The 18,750-nt window shown below is 65.8% G+C and carries 18 protein-coding genes; 12 read left to right on the forward strand and 6 right to left on the reverse strand.

The window, feature by feature from the left end:
• Positions 1–148 precede the first annotated feature (148 nt).
• The 8 genes from abc-f (at position 149) to ACZ5AC_RS05410 (ending at position 9,712) form a co-directional block, all read left to right on the forward strand.
• Positions 149–2,095 (forward strand): ribosomal protection-like ABC-F family protein, encoded by a 1,947-nt coding sequence (gene abc-f, locus ACZ5AC_RS05375; protein ID WP_464249925.1) that lies wholly within the window; start codon positions 149–151, stop codon positions 2,093–2,095.
• Positions 2,096–2,170: 75 nt separating this feature from the next.
• Positions 2,171–2,494, forward strand: coding sequence for a (deoxy)nucleoside triphosphate pyrophosphohydrolase (locus tag ACZ5AC_RS05380; RefSeq protein WP_464249926.1), 324 nt, complete (start codon positions 2,171–2,173; stop codon positions 2,492–2,494).
• A gap of 66 nt (positions 2,495–2,560) precedes the next feature.
• Positions 2,561–3,766, forward strand: a complete 1,206-nt coding sequence (locus ACZ5AC_RS05385; RefSeq protein ID WP_464249927.1) for a type II secretion system F family protein — start codon at positions 2,561–2,563, stop codon at positions 3,764–3,766.
• Between the two features lie 17 nt (positions 3,767–3,783).
• Complete coding sequence (gene metF, locus ACZ5AC_RS05390; protein ID WP_464249928.1) at positions 3,784–4,671, forward strand: methylenetetrahydrofolate reductase [NAD(P)H]; 888 nt, start codon at positions 3,784–3,786, stop codon at positions 4,669–4,671.
• Between the two features lie 18 nt (positions 4,672–4,689).
• Entirely contained in the window at positions 4,690–5,715 is a 1,026-nt protein-coding gene (locus ACZ5AC_RS05395; protein ID WP_464249929.1) for an aspartate-semialdehyde dehydrogenase, read from the forward strand.
• Positions 5,716–5,806: 91 nt separating this feature from the next.
• Entirely contained in the window at positions 5,807–6,757 is a 951-nt protein-coding gene (locus ACZ5AC_RS05400; RefSeq protein WP_464249930.1) for an aminotransferase class IV, read from the forward strand.
• On the forward strand, positions 6,754–7,806 hold the full coding sequence (locus tag ACZ5AC_RS05405; RefSeq protein ID WP_464249931.1) for a glycosyltransferase family 4 protein: 1,053 nt from the start codon (positions 6,754–6,756) through the stop codon (positions 7,804–7,806). The genes ACZ5AC_RS05400 and ACZ5AC_RS05405 overlap by 4 nt, the downstream gene beginning before the upstream one ends.
• A 265-nt stretch (positions 7,807–8,071) precedes the next feature.
• Entirely contained in the window at positions 8,072–9,712 is a 1,641-nt protein-coding gene (locus ACZ5AC_RS05410) for an FAD-dependent oxidoreductase (RefSeq protein WP_464249932.1), read from the forward strand.
• An 80-nt stretch (positions 9,713–9,792) separates the two neighbouring features.
• Here the strand turns inward: ACZ5AC_RS05410 and ACZ5AC_RS05415 are convergent, their stop codons facing one another.
• The 6 genes from ACZ5AC_RS05415 to ACZ5AC_RS05440 all read right to left on the reverse strand — a co-directional run bounded on the left by ACZ5AC_RS05415 (position 9,793) and on the right by ACZ5AC_RS05440 (position 14,593).
• Complete coding sequence (locus tag ACZ5AC_RS05415; protein ID WP_464249933.1) at positions 9,793–10,122, reverse strand: PilZ domain-containing protein; 330 nt, start codon at positions 10,120–10,122, stop codon at positions 9,793–9,795.
• Positions 10,123–10,397: 275 nt separating this feature from the next.
• Positions 10,398–11,399, reverse strand: a complete 1,002-nt coding sequence (tilS, locus tag ACZ5AC_RS05420) for a tRNA lysidine(34) synthetase TilS (RefSeq protein WP_464249934.1) — start codon at positions 11,397–11,399, stop codon at positions 10,398–10,400.
• Between the two features lie 7 nt (positions 11,400–11,406).
• A complete protein-coding gene (locus ACZ5AC_RS05425) occupies positions 11,407–11,739 on the reverse strand; it encodes a hypothetical protein (protein ID WP_464249935.1) in 333 nt (110 codons plus the stop codon).
• A gap of 11 nt (positions 11,740–11,750) precedes the next feature.
• On the reverse strand, positions 11,751–13,073 hold the full coding sequence (gene hemA / locus ACZ5AC_RS05430; RefSeq protein ID WP_464249936.1) for a glutamyl-tRNA reductase: 1,323 nt from the start codon (positions 13,071–13,073) through the stop codon (positions 11,751–11,753).
• A gap of 25 nt (positions 13,074–13,098) precedes the next feature.
• Positions 13,099–13,926: a cytochrome C assembly family protein gene (locus ACZ5AC_RS05435; protein ID WP_464249937.1), complete on the reverse strand. Its 828-nt coding sequence runs from the start codon at positions 13,924–13,926 to the stop codon at positions 13,099–13,101.
• The gene (locus ACZ5AC_RS05440) at positions 13,904–14,593 is read right to left on the reverse strand and encodes a precorrin-2 dehydrogenase/sirohydrochlorin ferrochelatase family protein (protein ID WP_464249938.1); all 690 of its coding nucleotides are present in this window, start codon (positions 14,591–14,593) and stop codon (positions 13,904–13,906) included. The genes ACZ5AC_RS05435 and ACZ5AC_RS05440 overlap by 23 nt, the downstream gene beginning before the upstream one ends.
• A gap of 116 nt (positions 14,594–14,709) precedes the next feature.
• Here ACZ5AC_RS05440 and ACZ5AC_RS05445 point away from each other — a divergent pair, with 116 nt between their 5' ends.
• From ACZ5AC_RS05445 to pssA, 4 genes are all read left to right on the forward strand, one after another.
• The gene (locus tag ACZ5AC_RS05445; RefSeq protein WP_464249939.1) at positions 14,710–15,966 is read left to right on the forward strand and encodes a glycosyltransferase family 9 protein; all 1,257 of its coding nucleotides are present in this window, start codon (positions 14,710–14,712) and stop codon (positions 15,964–15,966) included.
• The gene (locus ACZ5AC_RS05450) at positions 15,959–17,239 is read left to right on the forward strand and encodes a CgeB family protein (RefSeq protein WP_464249940.1); all 1,281 of its coding nucleotides are present in this window, start codon (positions 15,959–15,961) and stop codon (positions 17,237–17,239) included. The genes ACZ5AC_RS05445 and ACZ5AC_RS05450 overlap by 8 nt, the downstream gene beginning before the upstream one ends.
• Positions 17,240–17,316: 77 nt before the next feature.
• Complete coding sequence (locus tag ACZ5AC_RS05455; RefSeq protein ID WP_464249941.1) at positions 17,317–17,961, forward strand: phosphatidylserine decarboxylase family protein; 645 nt, start codon at positions 17,317–17,319, stop codon at positions 17,959–17,961.
• A 20-nt stretch (positions 17,962–17,981) separates the two neighbouring features.
• Positions 17,982–18,740: a CDP-diacylglycerol--serine O-phosphatidyltransferase gene (pssA, locus tag ACZ5AC_RS05460; RefSeq protein ID WP_464249942.1), complete on the forward strand. Its 759-nt coding sequence runs from the start codon at positions 17,982–17,984 to the stop codon at positions 18,738–18,740.
• Positions 18,741–18,750 lie beyond the last annotated feature (10 nt).

The following is an 18,750-nucleotide window of genomic DNA, read 5'->3' on the forward strand; positions in this document are numbered from 1 at the left end:
GGATCAGCCGGAGTGCCCCGCCGGAGCGGCCGGAAAGTCGCCGCTCCATGACGACGAGGGCGGCCCGCGTCCATGGGTTCCCGCTTCCGCGGGAATCCATGGCGTTGTCATGCCGTGACCTTGCACAACCGCCAACCGCATCAGACCAATGTCCAAAATCACAGTTCAAGCCGTTTCCAAGGCCTATTCCGGCGTCGACCTCTTCCAGGGCCTGTCAATGGAGGTCCATGCCGGGACGCGCCTCGCCCTTGTCGGACCCAACGGGTGCGGCAAGTCCACGCTGCTCAAGATCATGGCCGGCGACATCTCGCCGGATTCGGGCAAGGTGACCGTCCCCAAGGGCTCCCAGATAGGCTTCGTGCAGCAGGAGCTGGGCGGGGCCGACCTGTCCAAGACCCTGCACGACTTCGTGCTGGAGGTCCTGCCGTCCTGGAGCGAGTTCTGGCGCGAGTGGCGCGCCGCCCTGGACGCCGGCGACGACGCGGCCCTGGTGCGCCTGCACCGGCGCCAGGAGGAGCTGGAGCACCAGTACGGGTACAACCCGGAGCACCGCGCCCACGCCATCCTGTCAGGCCTGGGCTTTTCGCAGGCCGCATTCCCGCGGCCCGTGGGCGAGCTGAGCGGCGGCTGGCGTGAACGGGCCAAGCTGGCCCGCGTGCTGGTGGCAGGGGCCGACATCCTCTTCCTCGACGAGCCGACCAACCATCTCGACCTGGAAGCCGTGGAGTGGCTCGAATCGTATGTCCTGGGCTTTCCCGGCGTCCTCGTCTTCGTGGCCCACGACCGATATTTCCTGGACCGCTGCGCCAACAAGGTGCTTTTCCTGGGCGGGGAGAAGCCCGTGCTGCGCGACGGCAATTTTTCGCAGTTCCTGGAGTGGAGCGCCGAGCGCAGTGAACAGGCCCGCCGCCAGGCCGAGAAGCTGCGCACCGAGATCGGCCGCAAGCAGGCCTTCGTGGACCGATTCAAGGCCAAGGCCACCAAGGCCCGACAGGCCCAGAGCCGCATGGGGCAGATCAGCAAGCTGCAGAGCGAGCTGGAGACCCTGACCCCCGAGGTCAGGAGCCGCAGCTTGTCTTTTTCCTGGCCCGAGCCCGAGCGTGGCAACCAGACCGTGCTCTCGGCCGTGAACCTGTCCTTCTCCTTCCCCGACGCGCCGCTCTTCTCCGACCTGAACTTCAACATCTACCGCGGCCAGCGCATCGGCCTGGTCGGGCCCAACGGCCGCGGCAAGTCGACCCTCATCAAGCTCATCAACGGCCAGCTCCAGCCCACGGGAGGACGGATCGTCACGGGGTCGAGCATCGTGACGGGCTATTTCAGCCAGCACCAGACCGACATCGTGCGGCCGGCCTTCACCGTCATGTCCGAGATCAGGCGCCTGGCCGCGCCCCAGGCCTCGGACTTCCAGCTCAAGAGCGCCCTGGGCCTGTTCATGCTCGGGGAGCGCTACTGGGAGAAGAAGGTCGAGGAGCTGAGCGGCGGCGAGAAGAACCGTCTGGTGCTGAGCACCCTGTTCCTGAGCCGGGCCAACTTCCTCATTCTCGACGAACCCACCAACCACCTGGACATGGAGAGCCGCGAGGCCCTCATGGACGCGCTTTCGGCCTACACGGGCACCATGCTCGTGGTGGCCCACGACCGCTATCTCCTGTCGGAGGTGGTGACCGAGATCTGGGAACTCACCCCCCACGGCATCGAGGTGCACAACTGCGGTTTCGACGAGTACCACGCTCGCAAGAAGGAGCGGGAGGCCCAGGCAGAGCGCGTCCAGCCCGAGGACGTCAAGGCCGTGCGCCAGGAGCAGAAGCAGAAGAAGCGGGAGGAGGCGGAGCTTCGCAACCGCATCTACCAGCAATTGCGGCCCCTGAAGAAGAAGTTCGAGAAGCTCGAGGCAGAGCTGGAATCCAACCTGTCCGAACAGGAGGAACTGGAGACGCGTCTGGCCGACCCGGCAACCTACGAGGACCAGAACCTGTCGCGGGAGCTCGGGCAGAAGTTTTCGGCCCTGCAGTCCCGGGCCGAGGACATCATGTCGGACCTGGCCTACCTGGAGAAGGAAATGCAGGAACTCGAAATGCAGAGGGATGCGTGACGCACCACCCGTCCTCGTCGTGGCCGGCGTGATTGTCCGCGACGGTCGCTTCCTGCGGCCAGGCGCTCGGAAACCATGGCCTGGGCCGGCTCCCGGGAATTCCCGGACGGCAAGGTCGAGGCGGGCGAGACCCTGGAGGAGGCGCTGAAGCGGGAACTCCATGAAGAACTTTCCATTGCAATAGATGCTTTTTCCCTCTGGAAAGTAAAGGAAAAAAAGGTTACAGGGGGTGCAATTCGGCTGTTCTTCCATCTGGTGACGGAGTTTTCCGGCACACCAACGCCGCGGGAAGGGCAGGAATTGGCCTGGCTCACCTGTGAAGAGGCGAAGGATTACTCCTTTCTGCCGGCCGACGCGGAAGCTTTGTCCGAACTTCCCGGTTGTCTGCAAGGACGGTGAGGCCCACCGGGATTCAAGGCGACGCAGGACTGCATTTCATTCCGACTCAATTTCCGGAGGACGTTCATGCCTATCTTCATTTACAGGGCGAAATCTCGCGCAGGCAGATCGGTCAAGGGTGATCTCGACGCACCGGCCCTCGAATTTGCCGAGAACATACTGAGACGAAAAGGCTACACCAACATCAGGGTCAAGCCGAAGCCCAAGGATCTGCTGGAAGGCACCTTCCTCGAAGGGGGGGTCGCGGACCGCGACATGGTCGTCTTCAGCCGCCAGTTCGCCACCATGATCAACGCCGGCGTGCCCATCCTGCAGGCCCTGCAGATCATGTGCGAGCAGACAGAGAACCCCAAGCTCCGGCGCAAGCTCTACAACATCCGCAACGACATCGAGGGCGGCAGTTCCCTCTACGAGGGCCTGAAGAAGCACCCCGACGTGTTCGACGCCCTCTACTCCAACATGGTCAACGCCGGCGAGACGGGCGGCATCCTGGACCAGGTGCTTCTGCGTCTGGCCGACTACATCGAAAAGGCCGCCAAGCTGAAGGCCAAGATCAAGGGCGCCATGATCTACCCCGGCGTGGTCGTGACCGTGGCCGTGGCGGTCATCGCGGTCATCCTCATCTTCGTCATCCCGACCTTCGAGATGATGTTCCGCGAGGCGGGCAGCGCCCTGCCCCTGCCGACGCAGATCGTCATCGCCATGAGCAATTTCGTCATCAACAACTTCCTGCTGCTGCTGGGCTGCATCGTCGCCTTCATCGTCGGCTTCAAGTTTTTCTACAAGTGGGAGAAGGGCCAGATACTCGTCGACCGCTGGGTCCTGTTTCTGCCGGTTTTCGGACCGCTGCTCAGGAAGGCCGCCGTGGCCAAGTTCAGCCGCACCCTGTCGACCATGGTCTCAAGCGGCGTGCCCATCCTGAACGCCCTGGACATCGTCTCGCGCACCTCGGGCAACAAGACCGTGGAGCGCGGCGTCCTGGAGGCCAAGAAGTCCATCGCCGAAGGTCAGAGCCTGGCCGAGCCCCTGGAGGAGACCGGCGTGTTCCCGCCCATGGTCATCCACATGATCTCCATCGGCGAGACCACGGGCGCCCTGGACGCCATGCTCAGCAAGATCGCCGACTTCTACGACGACGAGGTGGACGTGGCCGTCGAGGCCCTGACGTCCCTCATCGAGCCCATCATGATCGTCTTCCTGGGCGTGGTGGTCGGCGGCCTGGTCATCAGCATGTACCTGCCCATCTTCTCCATCGCCGAGACGGTGGCGTAACTTCTCAAGGAGATTCAGTGCGCATCGCAGATCTGCTCCGGCGACAGGAACCCTTCCTGTCGCTGGAGTTCTTTCCCCCCAAGGACCGGGCGCAATGGCCCGGTTTTTTTGACGTCGTCAGGCAGCTGAAGGTTCTGGAACCGCTTTTCTGTTCCGTGACCTACGGGGCCGGCGGGAGCACCCAGCACAACACCCTGGAGATCGTGACCCGCATGAAGCAGGAGTACGGTCTCGAACCCCTGGCCCACCTGACCTGCGTGGGCGCCGACCGCGACCGGCTCGGCGTCTTCCTGCAGGGGCTGCGCGAAGCCGGGGTGGACAACGTCCTGGCCCTGCGCGGCGACCCGCCCAAGGGGGAGACGGAGTTCCGGCCCGACAGCGACGAGTTCCGCCACGGCAGCGACCTGGTATGCCACATTCATAGCGAGTTCGCGAACCTGAGTATCGGCGTGGCGGGGTACCCCGAGAAGCACCCGGAGGCCGTCAGCCTGGAGGCCGATCTCGAACACCTGCGCCACAAGGTGGCCTGCGGAGCCGACTTCGTCATCACCCAGCTCTTCTTCGACAACGACCTCTATTTCGATTTCGTGGACCGCGCCCGCGGGGCCGGCATCGACGTGCCCATCATCCCCGGCGTCCTGCCCGTGCAGAACCTGGCGGCCCTGAAGCGCATGCTGGCCTTCTGCGGCGCCACCGTGCCCGAGGGATACATGCGCGACTTGGAGCACGTGCAGGCGGTCTACGGTGACAGCGGGGTGCGGGGCCTGGGCCTCGGGTACGCCAGGAGCCAGGTCCGAAATCTGCTTGACCGGGGGGCCCCTGGCGTGCATCTGTACACTCTCAATAAAGCCGATACCTGCCTGGAAATCTGGAAGGATTTCGCCGGCAGGCAAGGACGGCGGTAACCATATTTGGAGGCGACGATGAAGAAGAATCCAGTAGTGGCCGTGGTGGGCGCGACAGGCGCCGTGGGCAGGGAGATGCTCGATACGCTCCTGCGCCGCAATTTTCCTCACTCCGAAGTGCGGGCCCTGGCCTCGTCGCGTTCCGCCGGCACCACCGTCGAGTTCGGTTCCAAAAAGCTGACGGTGCAGGAACTGACCGAAGATTCCTTCAAGGGCGTCGATCTGGCCCTTTTTTCCGCCGGCGGCTCCACTTCCGAGAAGTTCGCGCCCTGTGCGGCCAAGTCGGGCTGCGTGGTCGTTGACAACTCCAGCGCCTGGCGCATGGACCCGGCGGTGCCGCTGGTCGTGCCCGAGGTGAACCCCGACGACCTGTCCTGGCACAAGGGCATCATCGCCAACCCCAACTGCTCGACCATCCAGATGGTCGTGGTCCTGAAGCCCCTGCACGACGCCGCCCGCATCAAGCGCGTGGTCGTGTCCACGTACCAGGCCGTGTCGGGCACGGGCCAGAAGGCCATCACCGAGCTCGAGACCCAGGTCCGCCAACTCTACAACGGCCAGGACGCCGAGTGCAAGGTCTACCCGCACCGCATCGCCTTCAACTGCCTGCCGCAGATCGATGTCTTCCTGGACAACGAGTATACGAAAGAAGAGATGAAGATGGTCCTCGAGACCAAGAAGATCCTGGGCGACGACTCCGTCCGGGTCACGGCGACCACGGTGCGCGTGCCGGTCTTCTACGGACACAGCGAGAGCGTGAACATCGAGACCGAGAAGAAGCTCACGCCCATGGAGGCCCGGGCCATCCTGTCCCAGGCCCCGGGGGTGCGCGTCTACGACAACCCCGGCGAGAAGATCTACCCCATGCCCATCGTGGCCGCGGGCGAGGACGACACGTTCGTGGGGCGCATCCGCGAGGACGAGAGCATCGACAACGGGCTCAACATGTTCATCGTGGCCGACAACATCCGCAAGGGCGCGGCCCTGAACGCCGTGCAGATCGCCGAGGTGCTCCTCCAGCGCGACCTGCTGCGCGTTCCTTAGAACCGCCGTTTTCCGCCGCCTTCACGCCCCAACCGGAAACGGCTTGGGGCGTGTTTTCTTTGGGGCGCAACCTTCCGATCCGGAGGTGGAGATGATCGAAATCGGAAACGAAGAACTGTACTGGGAACGTCTGCGGACGCTGCCCCGTCCCGGCGAGGAGAATTTCCTTGCCTTCTACGATCACCGTCTGGGGGCGGTCTTCACCAACCCCAGGCTCATGCTCATCCCCCTGGACGACCACCTGGTCCACCGCGGCGACGGGGTCTTCGAGGCCATGCGCTTCGAGGACGGCGCCATCTACCAGTTGGACGAGCACGTGGGCCGTCTCATGCGCTCGGCGGCGGCCATCGACCTGCCATGTCCGGTCAGCGCGGAGGCCCTGGCGGTCCTGGTCCGCCAGGTCTGCGTCGTCAGCGCCGCTGCCGAGGGCAATGTCCTGGTCTTTCTGGGCCGCGGCCCCGGCGGTTTCACCCTGGACACCCGGGAATGCCCCGAGCCGAGCCTCTACGTCGTGGTCAAGCGCTTCCCGCGCAAGGCCGAGTCCTTCTGGGAGAACGGCGTCAGCGCCGTGCGCACGCGCATCCCGGCCAAGCAGGGCTGGATGTCCCAGATCAAGAGCGTCAACTACCTGCCCAACGTGCTCATGAAGAAGGACGCCATCGATCAGGGCGCCGACTACCCCCTGTGCTTCGACGACGAGGGTTTCCTGGCCGAAGGCTCCACCGAGAATGCGGTGCTGGTCGACCGGGAAGGGGTGTTCGTGGTGCCCGAACTGCGCAACGCCCTCATGGGCACGACCCTCAAACGGGCCATGAACCTGGCGGCCGGTTTCGTGCCGGTGGCCACGCGCCCCGTGCCCGAGGACGAGCTTTACGACTGCCGCGAGATCATTCTGCTGGGCACGAGCATCGATGCCGTCAGCGTGGTGCGCTACAACGGGCAGGTCGTCGCCGACGGCAGGCCCGGCCCCGTGAGCCGGCGTCTGCGTGAACTGCTGGTGGACGACCGCAAGGCCCATGGCCGGCCCCTGCGGGACGCATGAACGGGGTCGCACCGGAAAAGGAGACGCCGCGGGTCGTGACGCATCTCGATCTGGGGTGCGAGTTCCGCGGCGGCCAGAGGCAGGTCCTGTACCTGGCTTCGGAGCAGGCCGGGGCCGGCATGGACGTGCGCGTCTGTGCGCCCGCCGGTTCGCCGATCCTGGCACGGGCTGCGGACCTCGGCCTTGAAACGCTGGCCCTTCCGGCCCGTCGCGATTTCGATCCGCGCAATCTGGCCGCGATGGCCGGAGCCCTCGCACCCCGCGAGATTCTGCACACCCACGACGCCCGGGCCGCCTCCCTGGGCGCGCTGGTCCGCCTCCTGCGCCGCAGCGTGCGGCTGGTCCACACACGCCGCGTGTCCTATCCCCTGGGCCGGGGCTGGAGTCGGCTCAAGTACCGGCTGGCGGACCTGGTGGTCTGCGTCAGCCGGGAGGTGGAGGAGGCCGTGCGCGTGGCGGGCGTGGACAGAACCGCGGTCATCCCGAGCGCAATCGTCCTTCAGCGCTACTCGCCGAGGCTGCCCGGCAACGGCGGGAGAGTTGGCATCATCGGGGCCCTTTCGCCCCAGAAGGGGCACGGGCAGTTCTTCGAAGCCCTGGCCCTCATGACCGATCCGCCCGAGGTCTGGATCGTGGGAGGGGGGGCGCTGGAAGGGGAGCTCCGGGCCCTAGCCGACCGGCTCGGCATCGGGGGGCGGCTCGTCTGGAAGGGGGAAGTGGAGAGCCCGCAGGTGCTGCCCCATTTCGATGTTCTGGTCGTGCCCTCGGCCCACGGCGAAGGTTCGAGCGGCGTGGTCAAGGAGGCCTGGGCCGCCGCCGTACCCGTGGTCTGCTCTGACCTTCCCGCCAACCTGGAGCTGGTCCGGGATGGGGAGAACGGTCTCATCTTCGCCAACGGCGATCCTTCCGACCTGGCCCGCCAGCTGGACAGGCTGCGCGTCGATGCCGGCCTGGCACGCCGCCTTGTGGACGCCGGCCGCGTCGACGTGCTGGCCTACGATGCGTCGGGCATGCGGCAGGCATACGACCGGGCCTACGAGCGCATCTGAAGAGATGCGGCGGCCGTAAGGGAATGCACCCCGCACGTTTGTCCCGCGTCCGCCTTGCCGCCGAGAGGCCGAATCCATCCATCACCCGCCCAGTTCCCGCAGCCCGCATTTGCGGCCGCAGTTTGCGGCCGGCATGCTCCGTCCAGCTCCGCTGCGGAGTGACAATCGCACCGCAACCATCCTTTGCGCTTTGACAATTTCGCCTCAGGCGTTACAGAAGAAAATCGCGATCCGCCTTTCACGACCAACTTTCCGGAGGTTCCCCATGGCCAAATCAGCACACGAAACCGAATGGTTCCTGCCCGAAGACCAGCGCAAGGCGCTTGGCGAATATCTGCGTGAATTCAAGGAAACCGTGCCCGTCCACCTCTTCGTCAAGCCGGGCCGCAACGACGCGTACGCGGATTTTGCCCGCAAGCTCATGCAGGACATGGTCCGGTTGACGGACAAGCTCACCCTGCACCTGCACGAGGACGAGGCCGCGGCCAACGAGAAGCACGGCGTCACGCGCTTCCCGACCCTGCTCATCGACCCGGAGCGCTATTCCATACGCTTTACCGGGGCTCCGGCCGGCGAGGAGGGGCAGGCCTTCCTGCACGGCCTGATGATGGTCTCCACCCGGCGCAGCTTCCTGTCGGAGAAATCGAAGGAGATCCTTGCTGGACTCGACGAGAAGCGGGTGGTCAAGGTGTTTGTCAGCCCGACCTGCCCATACTGTCCGGGCCAGTGCGTCAACGCCATCAAGGCCGCCGTGGAGCGGCCCGACCTGATCGCCGTCGAGTGCGTGGAGACGGGGGAAAACCCCGACTACGCCGAGGAATATTCCGTGGGATCCATCCCGCACACTGTCTACAACGAGAAGCTGTCCACCGTGGGACTTGAGCCGGAGCCGTCCTTCGTGGCCCAGCTCGTGACCCTGCAGGCCGCCCGGGAACACGCCCATGAAGCCGGCGAAGTCGGCGGGCAGGGCGTCAGCTACCACGACCTCGTCATCATCGGCTCGGGCCCGGCCGGCCTCACGGCCGGAATCTACGCCAAGCGCGCGGGGCTCGACGCCGTGGTCCTGGAGAAGGGCATCGTCGGAGGCCTGGTCAGCATCACTCCCGAGGTCGAGAACTATCCGGGATTCATCAACATCGGCGGCAAGATGCTCATGGACATGATCCACGAGCAGGCCAAGCAGTATGTGGACGTGGTCACGGGACAGAAGGTCGAGGAGATCAAGATCGGCCGCAACCTCGAGGTCTACACCCAGGACAGGGTCTATGTGGCCGACGCGGTCATCTATGCCGCCGGGGCGTCCTGGAAGAAGCTCGGCGTGCCCGGCGAGGACCGCTTCATGAGCAGGGGCGTGTCCTTCTGCGCGTCCTGCGACGGGTTCATGTTCAAGGGCAAAAAGGTGGCGGTGGTCGGCGGCGGCAACACGGCCCTGACCGACGCCCTGCACCTGAAGAACCTCGGGGTGGACGTGATGATCGTGCACCGCCGCCAGGGATTCCGGGCCGAGCAGCATCTGGTCGATTCCGTGCTGCGCGAGCAGATTCCCGTGCGCTGGAACTCCGTCGTGGAGGAAATCGGCGGGGACAAGGCGCTGGAGTACATCGCCGTGCGGGACGTGAAGACGGGCGAGACGGAGCGCGTCAAGGTGGACGGGGTCTTCCTGGCCATCGGCATCGTGCCCAACGTCGAGGCCGTGTCCCATCTCGGCCTGGCCGTTGAGCCCGGAGGGTACATCCGGGTCGACAGGATGGGACGGACAAGCCTGCCCCGGCTCTACGCGGCCGGGGACATTACCGGGGGGGTGCAGCAGATAGTGACCGCGGTCAGCGAGGGCGCCTCGGCGGCCATGGCCGTGTTCGAGGACCTGACCAGGCGCAAGGCCGAGCAGGCCGCCCGCGCGAGATGAGGGGAGCCCGCAGGGACCGTCACGACCGAACCGCCGCCTCCGCGGCGGTTCTTTTTTGGGGTGGCGACGGATGACGCCGTTCAGGCCATGGACAGGTAGCGCAGCCCCACGCCGTAATGTCTGTCTGATTCGGGCAGGTTTTTCTTCCAGATGACCTGGGCGTAATAGCATCTGCGCGGGACGCTCCCGTCGCCCCACATCGCGTCGTCGCCGTCCTCGAGAACTTCTATGAGCAGGTTCGCCCCGAGTTTGGGCGGCGGGAATTTCAGTTCGAGGTACATTCCCGTGCTGCTGAAGTTGAACATCCTGGCCGGCTGATATTCATCCATGCCGCCGACGGAGAACCGCACGACGGCCTTATGCGGCACCCGCCCTGTCTGCCGCTGTCCGGCCGTGTTTCCGTGTTTCATGCTGACCTCTCTTGCGTTTCGATGCGCTTCGGCAGGACGCACCGTTTCGCGCAGCCTATAAAAGAAATTTTTGTGCCATATCAGATATAATTAATTTTTACAGCATGTTGGGTCTGATAAGGCTGCTTGCGAGGAAGCAGGGGTGTGCAATAATCCGTATTTTCCGGACAACGTCGTCTCGTCCGACGATACACTGGGAATGATTCGGGTTTTGAAACGATGGCGGGATCGAGGCCCCGGAAAGCGGAGGGCGGCTGTCCGAAATTCCGGGATTGTCAGATGCGTTCGCGTCGGGAAAAGCGGATGCCTCCCGATTCGACGCAGGCGATCTTGTCTCCCGGGAACTGGATCCGTCTCCCCACCTTTCTTTCTTCCCAGGCCCGGTCCAGGAGAAGGAGGTGGGCGGCCAGGGCCTGTCCCGGGCCCATGCCGTCCAGGACATGCTTGTAGAGGCGCAGGCGTTGGGCGGGGTGGGCCTCCAGGAGTCGGGATTCGATGAGGAGACTGTCGGAGCGGGCGGGAAGGTGCGCGAGGCTTTTCTGCCAATAGTCCTCGTCGATGCGGGCCAGGGCCCAGGTCTGCCGGAGCGTCTTCGACAGGCCGGGGTTCTCCCGGCGCAGCAGGGGAAGGATGTCGGCCCGGATGCGGTTGCGGGTGCGGTCCGCCTGGGCGTTGCTGCGGTCTTCCCGCCACGGGACCCCGAGGGTTTCGAGGAGGCCCTGCAGTTCGTTCTTTTCCCAGTCCAGCACGGGGCGCAGGAGGCGGCGCACAGGGTCCGCGCCCGTCATGCCGCCAAGCCCGGGCCAGCCCGTGCCGCGCACCAGGCGCATGAGGATGTCCTCGGCCAGGTCATCGGCGTGGTGGGCCGTGACCACGAAATCCGCCCCGCACTGCGTGCGGACCGACTCCAGGAATGCGTAGCGCAGGTTCCGGGCGCACTCCTCCAGTCCTGGCCCGCCGGGACGCATGGCCGAGGGCACGTCCAGCCGGGCCGTCTCCAACGTGACGCCGAGTCTGGAGCAGGTCGTGCGGGCGTGTTCGAGTTCCTCGTCGGATTCCGGGCGCAGGCCGTGATGGGCGTGGGCGGCCGTGAGGGTCAGCCCGAGCGGTCGGGACAGCAGATGCAGGATGTGCAGCAGCGCCGTCGAGTCAAGCCCGGTGGAGTAGGCCACGACCAGGCTCTTCCCCCGGATGTCCACGCCGAGGCTGTCCCGGCAGAAGCGCGGCAGGCCAAGGCAGCGCCGGGCCAGGGGGCGGGGGAGGTCCTGCAGACGCACGGCGGCCTCAGAGGGGGATGTTCAGGTCTTTGAGCAGGTTTTCCAGATAGGAGATCATGTGCTCCTGCTGTTCGGGCGTGGCGTAGGCGATGCACGCGCAGCGCAGGATACGCTTGGCCCGCACCAGGAGCTCGAGCTTGACCCAGTCCCGGCCAGTCTCCACGGCCATGTAGAAGGGGCCGCACTGGGGCTCGTGCTCCTGCTGCGTGGGGGTCAGGAGCCGTGGGGGCAGGTTGAAGTGATAGAGGTGCTCGATGCTCTGCAGCTCCTGTTCCTTGAGCCAGTTTTCGAGCTTTTCCATGTCCTGCGGCGTGATTTCTTCGATGAGGAAGGAGCGCATGCGATGAATCCTTATTTGCCGCCGCTCTTGCGGTCCAGGTGGGCCTCCGCGGGCACGGTCTCCTCGTCGAGGTTGAAGATGCGGCGGGCGTTGTGGATGAAGCGCTGGGCCGAGCCTTCCTCCTGGGAGCGGCGTTTGAGGTAGCTGATGGGTTCGTGGTAAATCTTGTGGCACAGGGACAGGGCCAGGCGTTCGAGGACCGCGACCATCTGCGGGTCAGGGTCGGGTCCGAGCTGCTTGATGGATTTGCGCAGCTCCTTGCGGGCGATGCGCTCGCCCTGGTCCAGCAGGGCGACGATGGTCGGCTGCAGGGCCAGGCCGTCGCGCCAGCGCATGAAGGCCCCGACCTCCTCGGCCACGATGCCGCGGGCCTTGTTGGCCTCCTGCTGGCGCCCGGCCAGATTCTCCTCCACCACCTCCTTCAGGTCGTCGATGTCGTAGAGGTAGACGTTGTCGAGGCCGTTGATGTCCGGGTCGATGTCGCGGGGCACGGCGATGTCGATGAAGAAGATGGGCCGGTTGCGGCGCAGGCGCAGAACCTCCTTCATGTCCCTGGCGCGGATGATGGCCGTGGGGGAACCCGTGGAGCTGATGACGATGTCCGTTTCCAGCAGGGCCTGGTGCAGCTCCTCGAAGGGCATGGACCGGCCGTTGAACTGCTTGGCCAGTTCCGCGGCGCGGGCCTGGGTGCGGTTGACCACGGTGATGTCGCGCACGCCGGCCGAGAGCAGGTGCGTGGCGGCCAGCTCGGCCATCTCGCCGGCGCCGATGAGCAGGGCCCGGTGGTTGGTCAAGTCCGAGAAGATCTTTCGGGCCAGCTCAACGGCCGCGTAGCTGATGGATACGGCGCTGGAGGCGATGGCCGTCTCGGTGCGGACCCGCTTGGCCACGGAAAAGGCCTTGTGCAGGAGGCGGTTGACGATGACCCTGGCCGCGCCGTTCTCCACGGCCTTGCGGTAGGCGGTCTTGAGCTGTCCCAGGATCTGGGGTTCGCCCAGGATCATGGAATCGAGGCTGGAAGCCACGGTGAAGAGGTGGTCCACGGCCTTGTCGCCGACGTGGCAGTAGGTGTGGTTCTCCAGATCGGCCTGGGGCTGCCCGCAGTGGTCGGCCCAGAAGCGCAGCACCTTGGCGCGGATGTCCGCCGCGCTGTCGCCGACAACGAGGAACTCCACGCGGTTGCAGGTCGAGAGGATCATGGCTTCGGACACGGCGCCCGTGTCGCTGACCAGGCCCGTGGCCGCGGGGTCGCAGTCGGTCAGGGCGAAGCGCTCACGGATGTCCACGCCTGCGGTCTTGTGATTGAGTCCGACGAGATAGATTTCCTGATTCATGTTCGGTTGCGGTCTTTCCTGATGATTACGGGCGGAAACTGTGGTGCGTGGGCAGCAGGAAGTTGACCCCGACCAGAGACACGAGACACAGCGCGAAGAGGACGATGGCCGTCCTGGCGGGCTTCCGGCCCCTCCAGCCCAGCGCCGTGCGCTGGTGGAAGAGCACGGCGAAGATGATCCATATGACGATGGTGATGAGTTCCTTGGGGTCCCAGCTGATGATCTTCTTCCAGGTGAAGGAGGCCCACAGGAAGCCGGACATGACGCTGATGGTGTAGAGCGGGAAGCCGACGGACACGGCCCAGTGGTTGGCGCGGTCGAAGGTCTCCAGGGAGGGGAGGTCCTTGGAGAAGCCGGGCATCTTGGCCTTGGTCTTGATGATCTTCTCCAGGTGCAGATAGGCTACCCCCGCGCCGAAGGCCATGGTGATGAGGCCCAGGGAGACGAAGATGGTGCCCACGTGCAGGCTGAACCACAGGGCGCTGAAATGTTCGGGCACGGCCAGGACCTGGGTGCGCACGGCCAGGGACGAGGAAAAGAGGACTAGGGCCAGGGGCGCGGTGATCATGGCCAGGAAGTCGTGCTTGAGGCGCCGCCAGAGGATGAAGAAGATGAGGACCACGAACCAGGCCAGCAAGCTCATGTAGAACTGGCCGTGCTGGAGGCTGGCCGCGCCGATCTCGACGAAGCGGACCCCGAGGTCCACGGTATGCAGGGCGAAGGCGGCCACGGAGGTCCAGACGGCCGCTTTCTTCAGGATCGGGCGTCGCAGGACCAGGCCCAGCGGGTAGCTGACGGAGCCGGTCAGGTAAAGGAGCGCAATGAGCAGGTCAAACAGTCGGGATGCAGTCATCGCACCATTCTCCGATTCTGGGGTGCAGGGGGGCGGGCAGCACGGCCCGGAGCAGTTCCAGGCATGCGTCCCGGTCCTTGGCCTTGATCAGCGACGCCAGGGGGGAGGTGGCCAGGGCCCTGAAAACCTCCCGGTTCTCGTTGCTGGGGCGGCCCAGTTCCAGCAGCTCGGCCCTGATCCCAGCCATCAGGCGTGTCAGGGCGTCGTATTCCTCTCCGTATCTGGCTTCCAGGTCCTGACGGATGACCCGGGACAGGGCCGGGCTCGCGCCGCCCGTGGATACGGTGATGGTCAGGTCCCCGCGCGTGACGCTGGCCGGCAGGACGAAGCTGCCCGCCTCGGGGGCGTCGGCCATGTTGCACAGCACGCCCTTTTGCCGGCAGACCTCGCCGACCAGGGCGTTGACCTCGCGGCTGGAAGTGCAGGCGAAGACGAGCTGCGCGCCCTGCGCATCCGACTCGGCGAAGGGGCGTCGTTCATACGTCAAGTTGCCGTGGCTGGCAAGGAGGGCCGCCAGCTCGGGGCCGGGCCCGGCCGGGTCCACGACGGTCACGGCGGCCGGGGAGCAGGGCAGCAGGCCCTGGACCTTGCGCAGGCCCACCTCGCCGCCGCCTACCACCAGGCAGCGCATTCCCGTCAGATCGAGGAGCAGGGGATAATACCGCATGCAGGCCGTCTAGCAGAGGCGGACCCGCTTGTCCAAGGTCGTCGGGTGACGGGCCGGGAGGGCCTGATAATCCGGGGAGTTCTGGACTTTTTGTCGATTTTCCCGGATGAAGGGGAATGAACTCTCGCGCTCCGGGTGCCCCCGCCGGCCCCGACTTTCTCGTCATCCAGCTGGCCCGTTTCGGGGACCTGATCCAGACCAAGCGGCTCGTGGCGTCACTCTTGGCCCAGGGGCGCGTACACCTGCTCGTGGACCGCTCCCTGGCCGCTCTGGCCCGCCTGGCCTATCCTGGCGTCACGGTTCACGGGCTGGCCGCCCACGGCACCCACGGGCCGGACATCCTGGCCCGGGTGCACGACGATCTGGGGGGGCTGGCCGGCATCTGGTTCCACCGCGTCTACAATCTCAATTTCTCCGGCCTGAACTTCGCCCTGGCGGCCATGTTCCCGGCCCGCGCCGTGCGCGGCTACCGGCAGGAGGCGGGGCAGCGGTTCATGGACGCCTGGCCGTCGCAGGTCATGCGCTGGACGCGGTCGCGTGCGACGGCCGGTCTCAATCTCGTGGACGTCTGGGGCCTGTACGCCGACGAGCCCCTGCCGCCCGACTGCGTCAACCCTCCGGCCAGGCCGCGCGGCGGCGGGCTCGGGGTGGTCATGGCCGGGCAGAACGCCAGGCGCTCCCTGCCGGCGCAGGTGCTGGCGCCCCTGGTCCAGGCGGCCATGGGCCGCACGGGAAAGGGGCCCATCACCCTGCTCGGGGCCGGGGCGGAACGGCGGGCGGCCAAGGAACTGGCCGCATTGCTGCCGGCAGCCCTGCGCGGGCAGGTCCGGGACCTGGTGGGGCGGACGGACTGGAGCGAGCTTGTGGACGTAGTGGGCGGCCTGGACCTGGTCCTGACCCCCGACACGGGCACCATGCACCTGGCCGCCTATCTCGGCGTGCCCGTCATGGCCTTTTTCCTGTCCTCGGCCTGGTGCCACGAGACAGGCCCCTACGGCCTGGGGCACCATGTGCTGCAGGCCACGCCCGACTGCGCCCCCTGCCTGGAGACGGCGCCGTGCCCCCACGACATCGCCTGCAGACGGGTTTTCGCCGACCCGGCGGTCCTGCGCCGCGTCAGCGGTCGCGCCACGGGGGAGATGCCCGCAGGGTGCGCCCTCATGGCCAGCGGCTTCGACGGGCTGGGTGTGACCTTCACGGCCGTGGCCGGGGATGACGTCGGCGCCGTGCGGCGACGGGCCTTCAGGGCCATGGCCGCGGCCTGCGCCGGGGTGCAGGGGCCCGGGGACGGCGAGCGCGTAGCGGATGAATTCTGGATGATAGAGAGGGACTGGATGCTGCCCCAAACACTGCGAGGTCGGGCCCATGAATGAGAGCCGGCGAATCCTGCTGGTGCTGCCCATGTACGGAGGCTCCCTGCCCGTCGGCAGGTACTGCGAAAACGCCCTGCGCGAGCTCGGGCACATGGTGGAGACCTTCGAGGCCCCCGGGTTTTACGGCGCGTTCTCGGCCCTGAAGACCCTGCGCGTGGGCACGGACCGCCTGGACTACCTGGAGAACAGCTTCCTGCAGGTCGTGTCCCAGGCCGTGCTGGCCAAGGTCGAGGCCTTCTCCCCGGACCTGGTGCTGGCCATGGCCCAGGCCCCGCTTTCGCGCCAGGCATTGAAGCGTCTGAAGCGGGACAAGGTGGCCACGGCCATGTGGTTCGTCGAGGACCACGAAGTCTTTCCCTACTGGCAGGCCTTCGCGCCCCTGTACGACCTCTTCGCCGTCATCCAGAAGGGCGACTTCCCGCGCAAGCTGGCCGAAGCCGGGCAGCCCAACTCCATCTATCTGCCTCTGGCGGCGGACCCGTCCGTGCACCGCCCCCTGGAGCTTTCGCCGGTGGAACGGCGGAGGTACGGCAGCGATCTGTCCTTCGTGGGCGCGGGCTACCCCAACCGCCGCCTGGCGTTCCGGCAGCTGGCCGGATTCGACCTGCGCATCTGGGGCAACGACTGGGACGGGGAGACGGTGCTGGCGCCGTTCCTGCAGCGCCAGGGGGAGCGCATCGAGACCGACGAGGTGGTCAAGATCTTCAACGCCACGGCCATCAACCTGAACCTGCACTCATCGGTGCGGCCCGGGGTGCTGGTCGGCGACGGGGACTTCGTCAACCCGCGGACCTTCGAACTGGCCGCCTGCGGGGTCTTCCAGCTCGTCGACCGGCGCGGCCTGTTGCCGGAGCTTTTCGACGAGGGCGAGTTGGCCCTCTTTTCGGACATGGAGGAACTGCTGCGGGCCATCGAGCATTTCCGCGCCCACCCCGGGGAACGGGCCGCGGTGGCGCAGCGGGGCAGGGCGCGGGTGCTGGCCGAACACACCTACGTTCACCGCATGCGCACCCTGCTGCAGCACGCCGAAGCCCTCATGCCGGAACGGGCGGCCCTGCCTTCGCAGTGGCGAGAGGAGATACCCGAGAGCCTGCGGGACCAGCTCGATGCCCTCCTGTCACGGCTGGGGCTGTCCCCTACGGTTGCTTTCGACGATCTGGTCTGGGCCGTGCGCAGCCGCCAGGGCGAACTGGACCGCCTGGAGACGGCCATCCTCTTTCTGGACGAGTGGAAGAAACAGTATTCCGGCGAGCGCCCCGGCAAGGAAGGCTAAATTAGCGCTTGCCTCGTGTTGGACCCGGCGGTACAAATTCAGGTTCCTTACGCGCATCAGATAATTTCGGAGTTTTCATGCATAAGCCATCCATCGGCCTCTCCCTGGAGGGGATGCCCTTCATCTTCCTGACCACGGTCGCCACCCTGACCTTCGCCATCCTGGACTGCTGGTTCATGGCCACGCTGCTCCTGGCGGTCCTCTTCCTGGTCCTCAACTTCTTCCGCGACCCCGAGCGCGTCGTGCCCCAGGAGCCCGGAGTGGCCGTGTCCCCGGCCGACGGCAAGGTCATCAAGGTCGAGACCATGCGCGACCCCCTGACGGGCGAGGACCGCACTGCCGTGTGCGTGTTCATGAACGTCTTCAACGTGCACGTGAACCGCATGCCCGTGGCCGGCCGCATCGCCCGCATTTCCTACTTCGGCGGCAAATTCCTGAACGCCTCCTTCGACAAGGCCTCCACGGACAACGAGCGCAACGCCGTGCTGGTGGAGGACGCCGAAGGGAAGACCTGGACCGTGGTCCAGATTGCCGGGCTCATCGCGCGCCGCATCATCTGCTGGGCCGAGGAGGGCGACAGCCTGGCCCGCGGCCAGCGATTCGGACTGATCAAGTTCGGATCCAGAGTTGACCTTTACCTGCCGAGTGACTATGAGTCGACGGTCCGCATCGGAGAGAAGGTCTTCGCCGGCCAGACCGTCCTGGCCCGGAAAAAGCGGTAGTAACAGTTTTTCAGGATACGATGGACCACCCAAAGCCCAAGCACAAGGGATACTACCTGCTCCCGAACATGATGACCATGGCCAGCCTGCTGACCGGGTTTCTGGGCATTTTGTGGTCCATCGACGGCCGTTTCGAGATGGCGGCCGTGGCCATCATCGTCAGCTGCGTCTTCGACGGCCTCGACGGCAAGCTGGCCCGCCTGACCAACTCCGCCTCGGATTTCGGCGTGCAGTTGGACTCCCTGGTGGACCTCGTCGCCTTCGGCGTCGGTCCGGCCGTCATGATCTACATGTGGAACACCTTCGAGTTCGGCCGCCTGGGCATCATGGCCTCCTTCCTGGTCATGGCCTGCGGAGCTCTGCGTCTGGCGCGCTTCAACATCCAGACGGGCAAGATCAGCAAGAAGTTCTTCATCGGTCTGCCCATCCCGGCGGCGGCCTGCACCCTGGCCACTTTCGTCCTGTTTTCGTCCTACATCCCCGAAGCCATCCATGACTGGGTTCCCCGCATCACGCTGGGCCTGGCCTTCCTGGTTTCCATCCTGATGGTCAGCAACGTCCGCTACGCGTCCTTCAAGGACGCCGAAGTCATCCGCGCCCATCGCTTCAGCGCCACGGTCACGGCCCTGCTGGTCTTCGTCCTGGTCGCCTCCGAGCCGAAGCTCCTGAGCTTCGTCTTCTTCATTTGCTACATCATTTCCGGCCTCATCTACTCCTACTTCATTCTGCCCCTACGCGGGAAATCCTTCCTACGAGAGTCTTCTCAAAAGATCTCGTAAAGGAACACGC

The sequence above is a fragment of the Desulfomicrobium aestuarii genome, assembly GCF_055385525.1.

Excerpts from the sequence above, each read along its gene's own strand:
- ACZ5AC_RS05445 (WP_464249939.1), top strand. The coding sequence starts at position 14,710 with ATGAACTCTCGCGCTCCGGGTGCCCCCGCCGGCCCCGACTTTCTCGTC.
- ACZ5AC_RS05380 (WP_464249926.1), top strand. The coding sequence starts at position 2,171 with ATGGCCTGGGCCGGCTCCCGGGAATTCCCGGACGGCAAGGTCGAGGCG.
- ACZ5AC_RS05385 (WP_464249927.1), top strand. The coding sequence starts at position 2,561 with ATGCCTATCTTCATTTACAGGGCGAAATCTCGCGCAGGCAGATCGGTC.
- ACZ5AC_RS05455 (WP_464249941.1), top strand. The coding sequence starts at position 17,317 with ATGCATAAGCCATCCATCGGCCTCTCCCTGGAGGGGATGCCCTTCATC.
- ACZ5AC_RS05400 (WP_464249930.1), top strand. The coding sequence starts at position 5,807 with ATGATCGAAATCGGAAACGAAGAACTGTACTGGGAACGTCTGCGGACG.
- ACZ5AC_RS05395 (WP_464249929.1), top strand. The coding sequence starts at position 4,690 with ATGAAGAAGAATCCAGTAGTGGCCGTGGTGGGCGCGACAGGCGCCGTG.
- ACZ5AC_RS05440 (WP_464249938.1), bottom strand. The coding sequence starts at position 14,593 with ATGCGGTATTATCCCCTGCTCCTCGATCTGACGGGAATGCGCTGCCTG.
- ACZ5AC_RS05410 (WP_464249932.1), top strand. The coding sequence starts at position 8,072 with ATGGCCAAATCAGCACACGAAACCGAATGGTTCCTGCCCGAAGACCAG.
- ACZ5AC_RS05415 (WP_464249933.1), bottom strand. The coding sequence starts at position 10,122 with ATGAAACACGGAAACACGGCCGGACAGCGGCAGACAGGGCGGGTGCCG.
- ACZ5AC_RS05450 (WP_464249940.1), top strand. The coding sequence starts at position 15,959 with ATGAATGAGAGCCGGCGAATCCTGCTGGTGCTGCCCATGTACGGAGGC.
- ACZ5AC_RS05435 (WP_464249937.1), bottom strand. The coding sequence starts at position 13,926 with ATGACTGCATCCCGACTGTTTGACCTGCTCATTGCGCTCCTTTACCTG.
- pssA (WP_464249942.1), top strand. The coding sequence starts at position 17,982 with ATGGACCACCCAAAGCCCAAGCACAAGGGATACTACCTGCTCCCGAAC.
- hemA (WP_464249936.1), bottom strand. The coding sequence starts at position 13,073 with ATGAATCAGGAAATCTATCTCGTCGGACTCAATCACAAGACCGCAGGC.
- abc-f (WP_464249925.1), top strand. The coding sequence starts at position 149 with ATGTCCAAAATCACAGTTCAAGCCGTTTCCAAGGCCTATTCCGGCGTC.
- ACZ5AC_RS05405 (WP_464249931.1), top strand. The coding sequence starts at position 6,754 with ATGAACGGGGTCGCACCGGAAAAGGAGACGCCGCGGGTCGTGACGCAT.
- ACZ5AC_RS05425 (WP_464249935.1), bottom strand. The coding sequence starts at position 11,739 with ATGCGCTCCTTCCTCATCGAAGAAATCACGCCGCAGGACATGGAAAAG.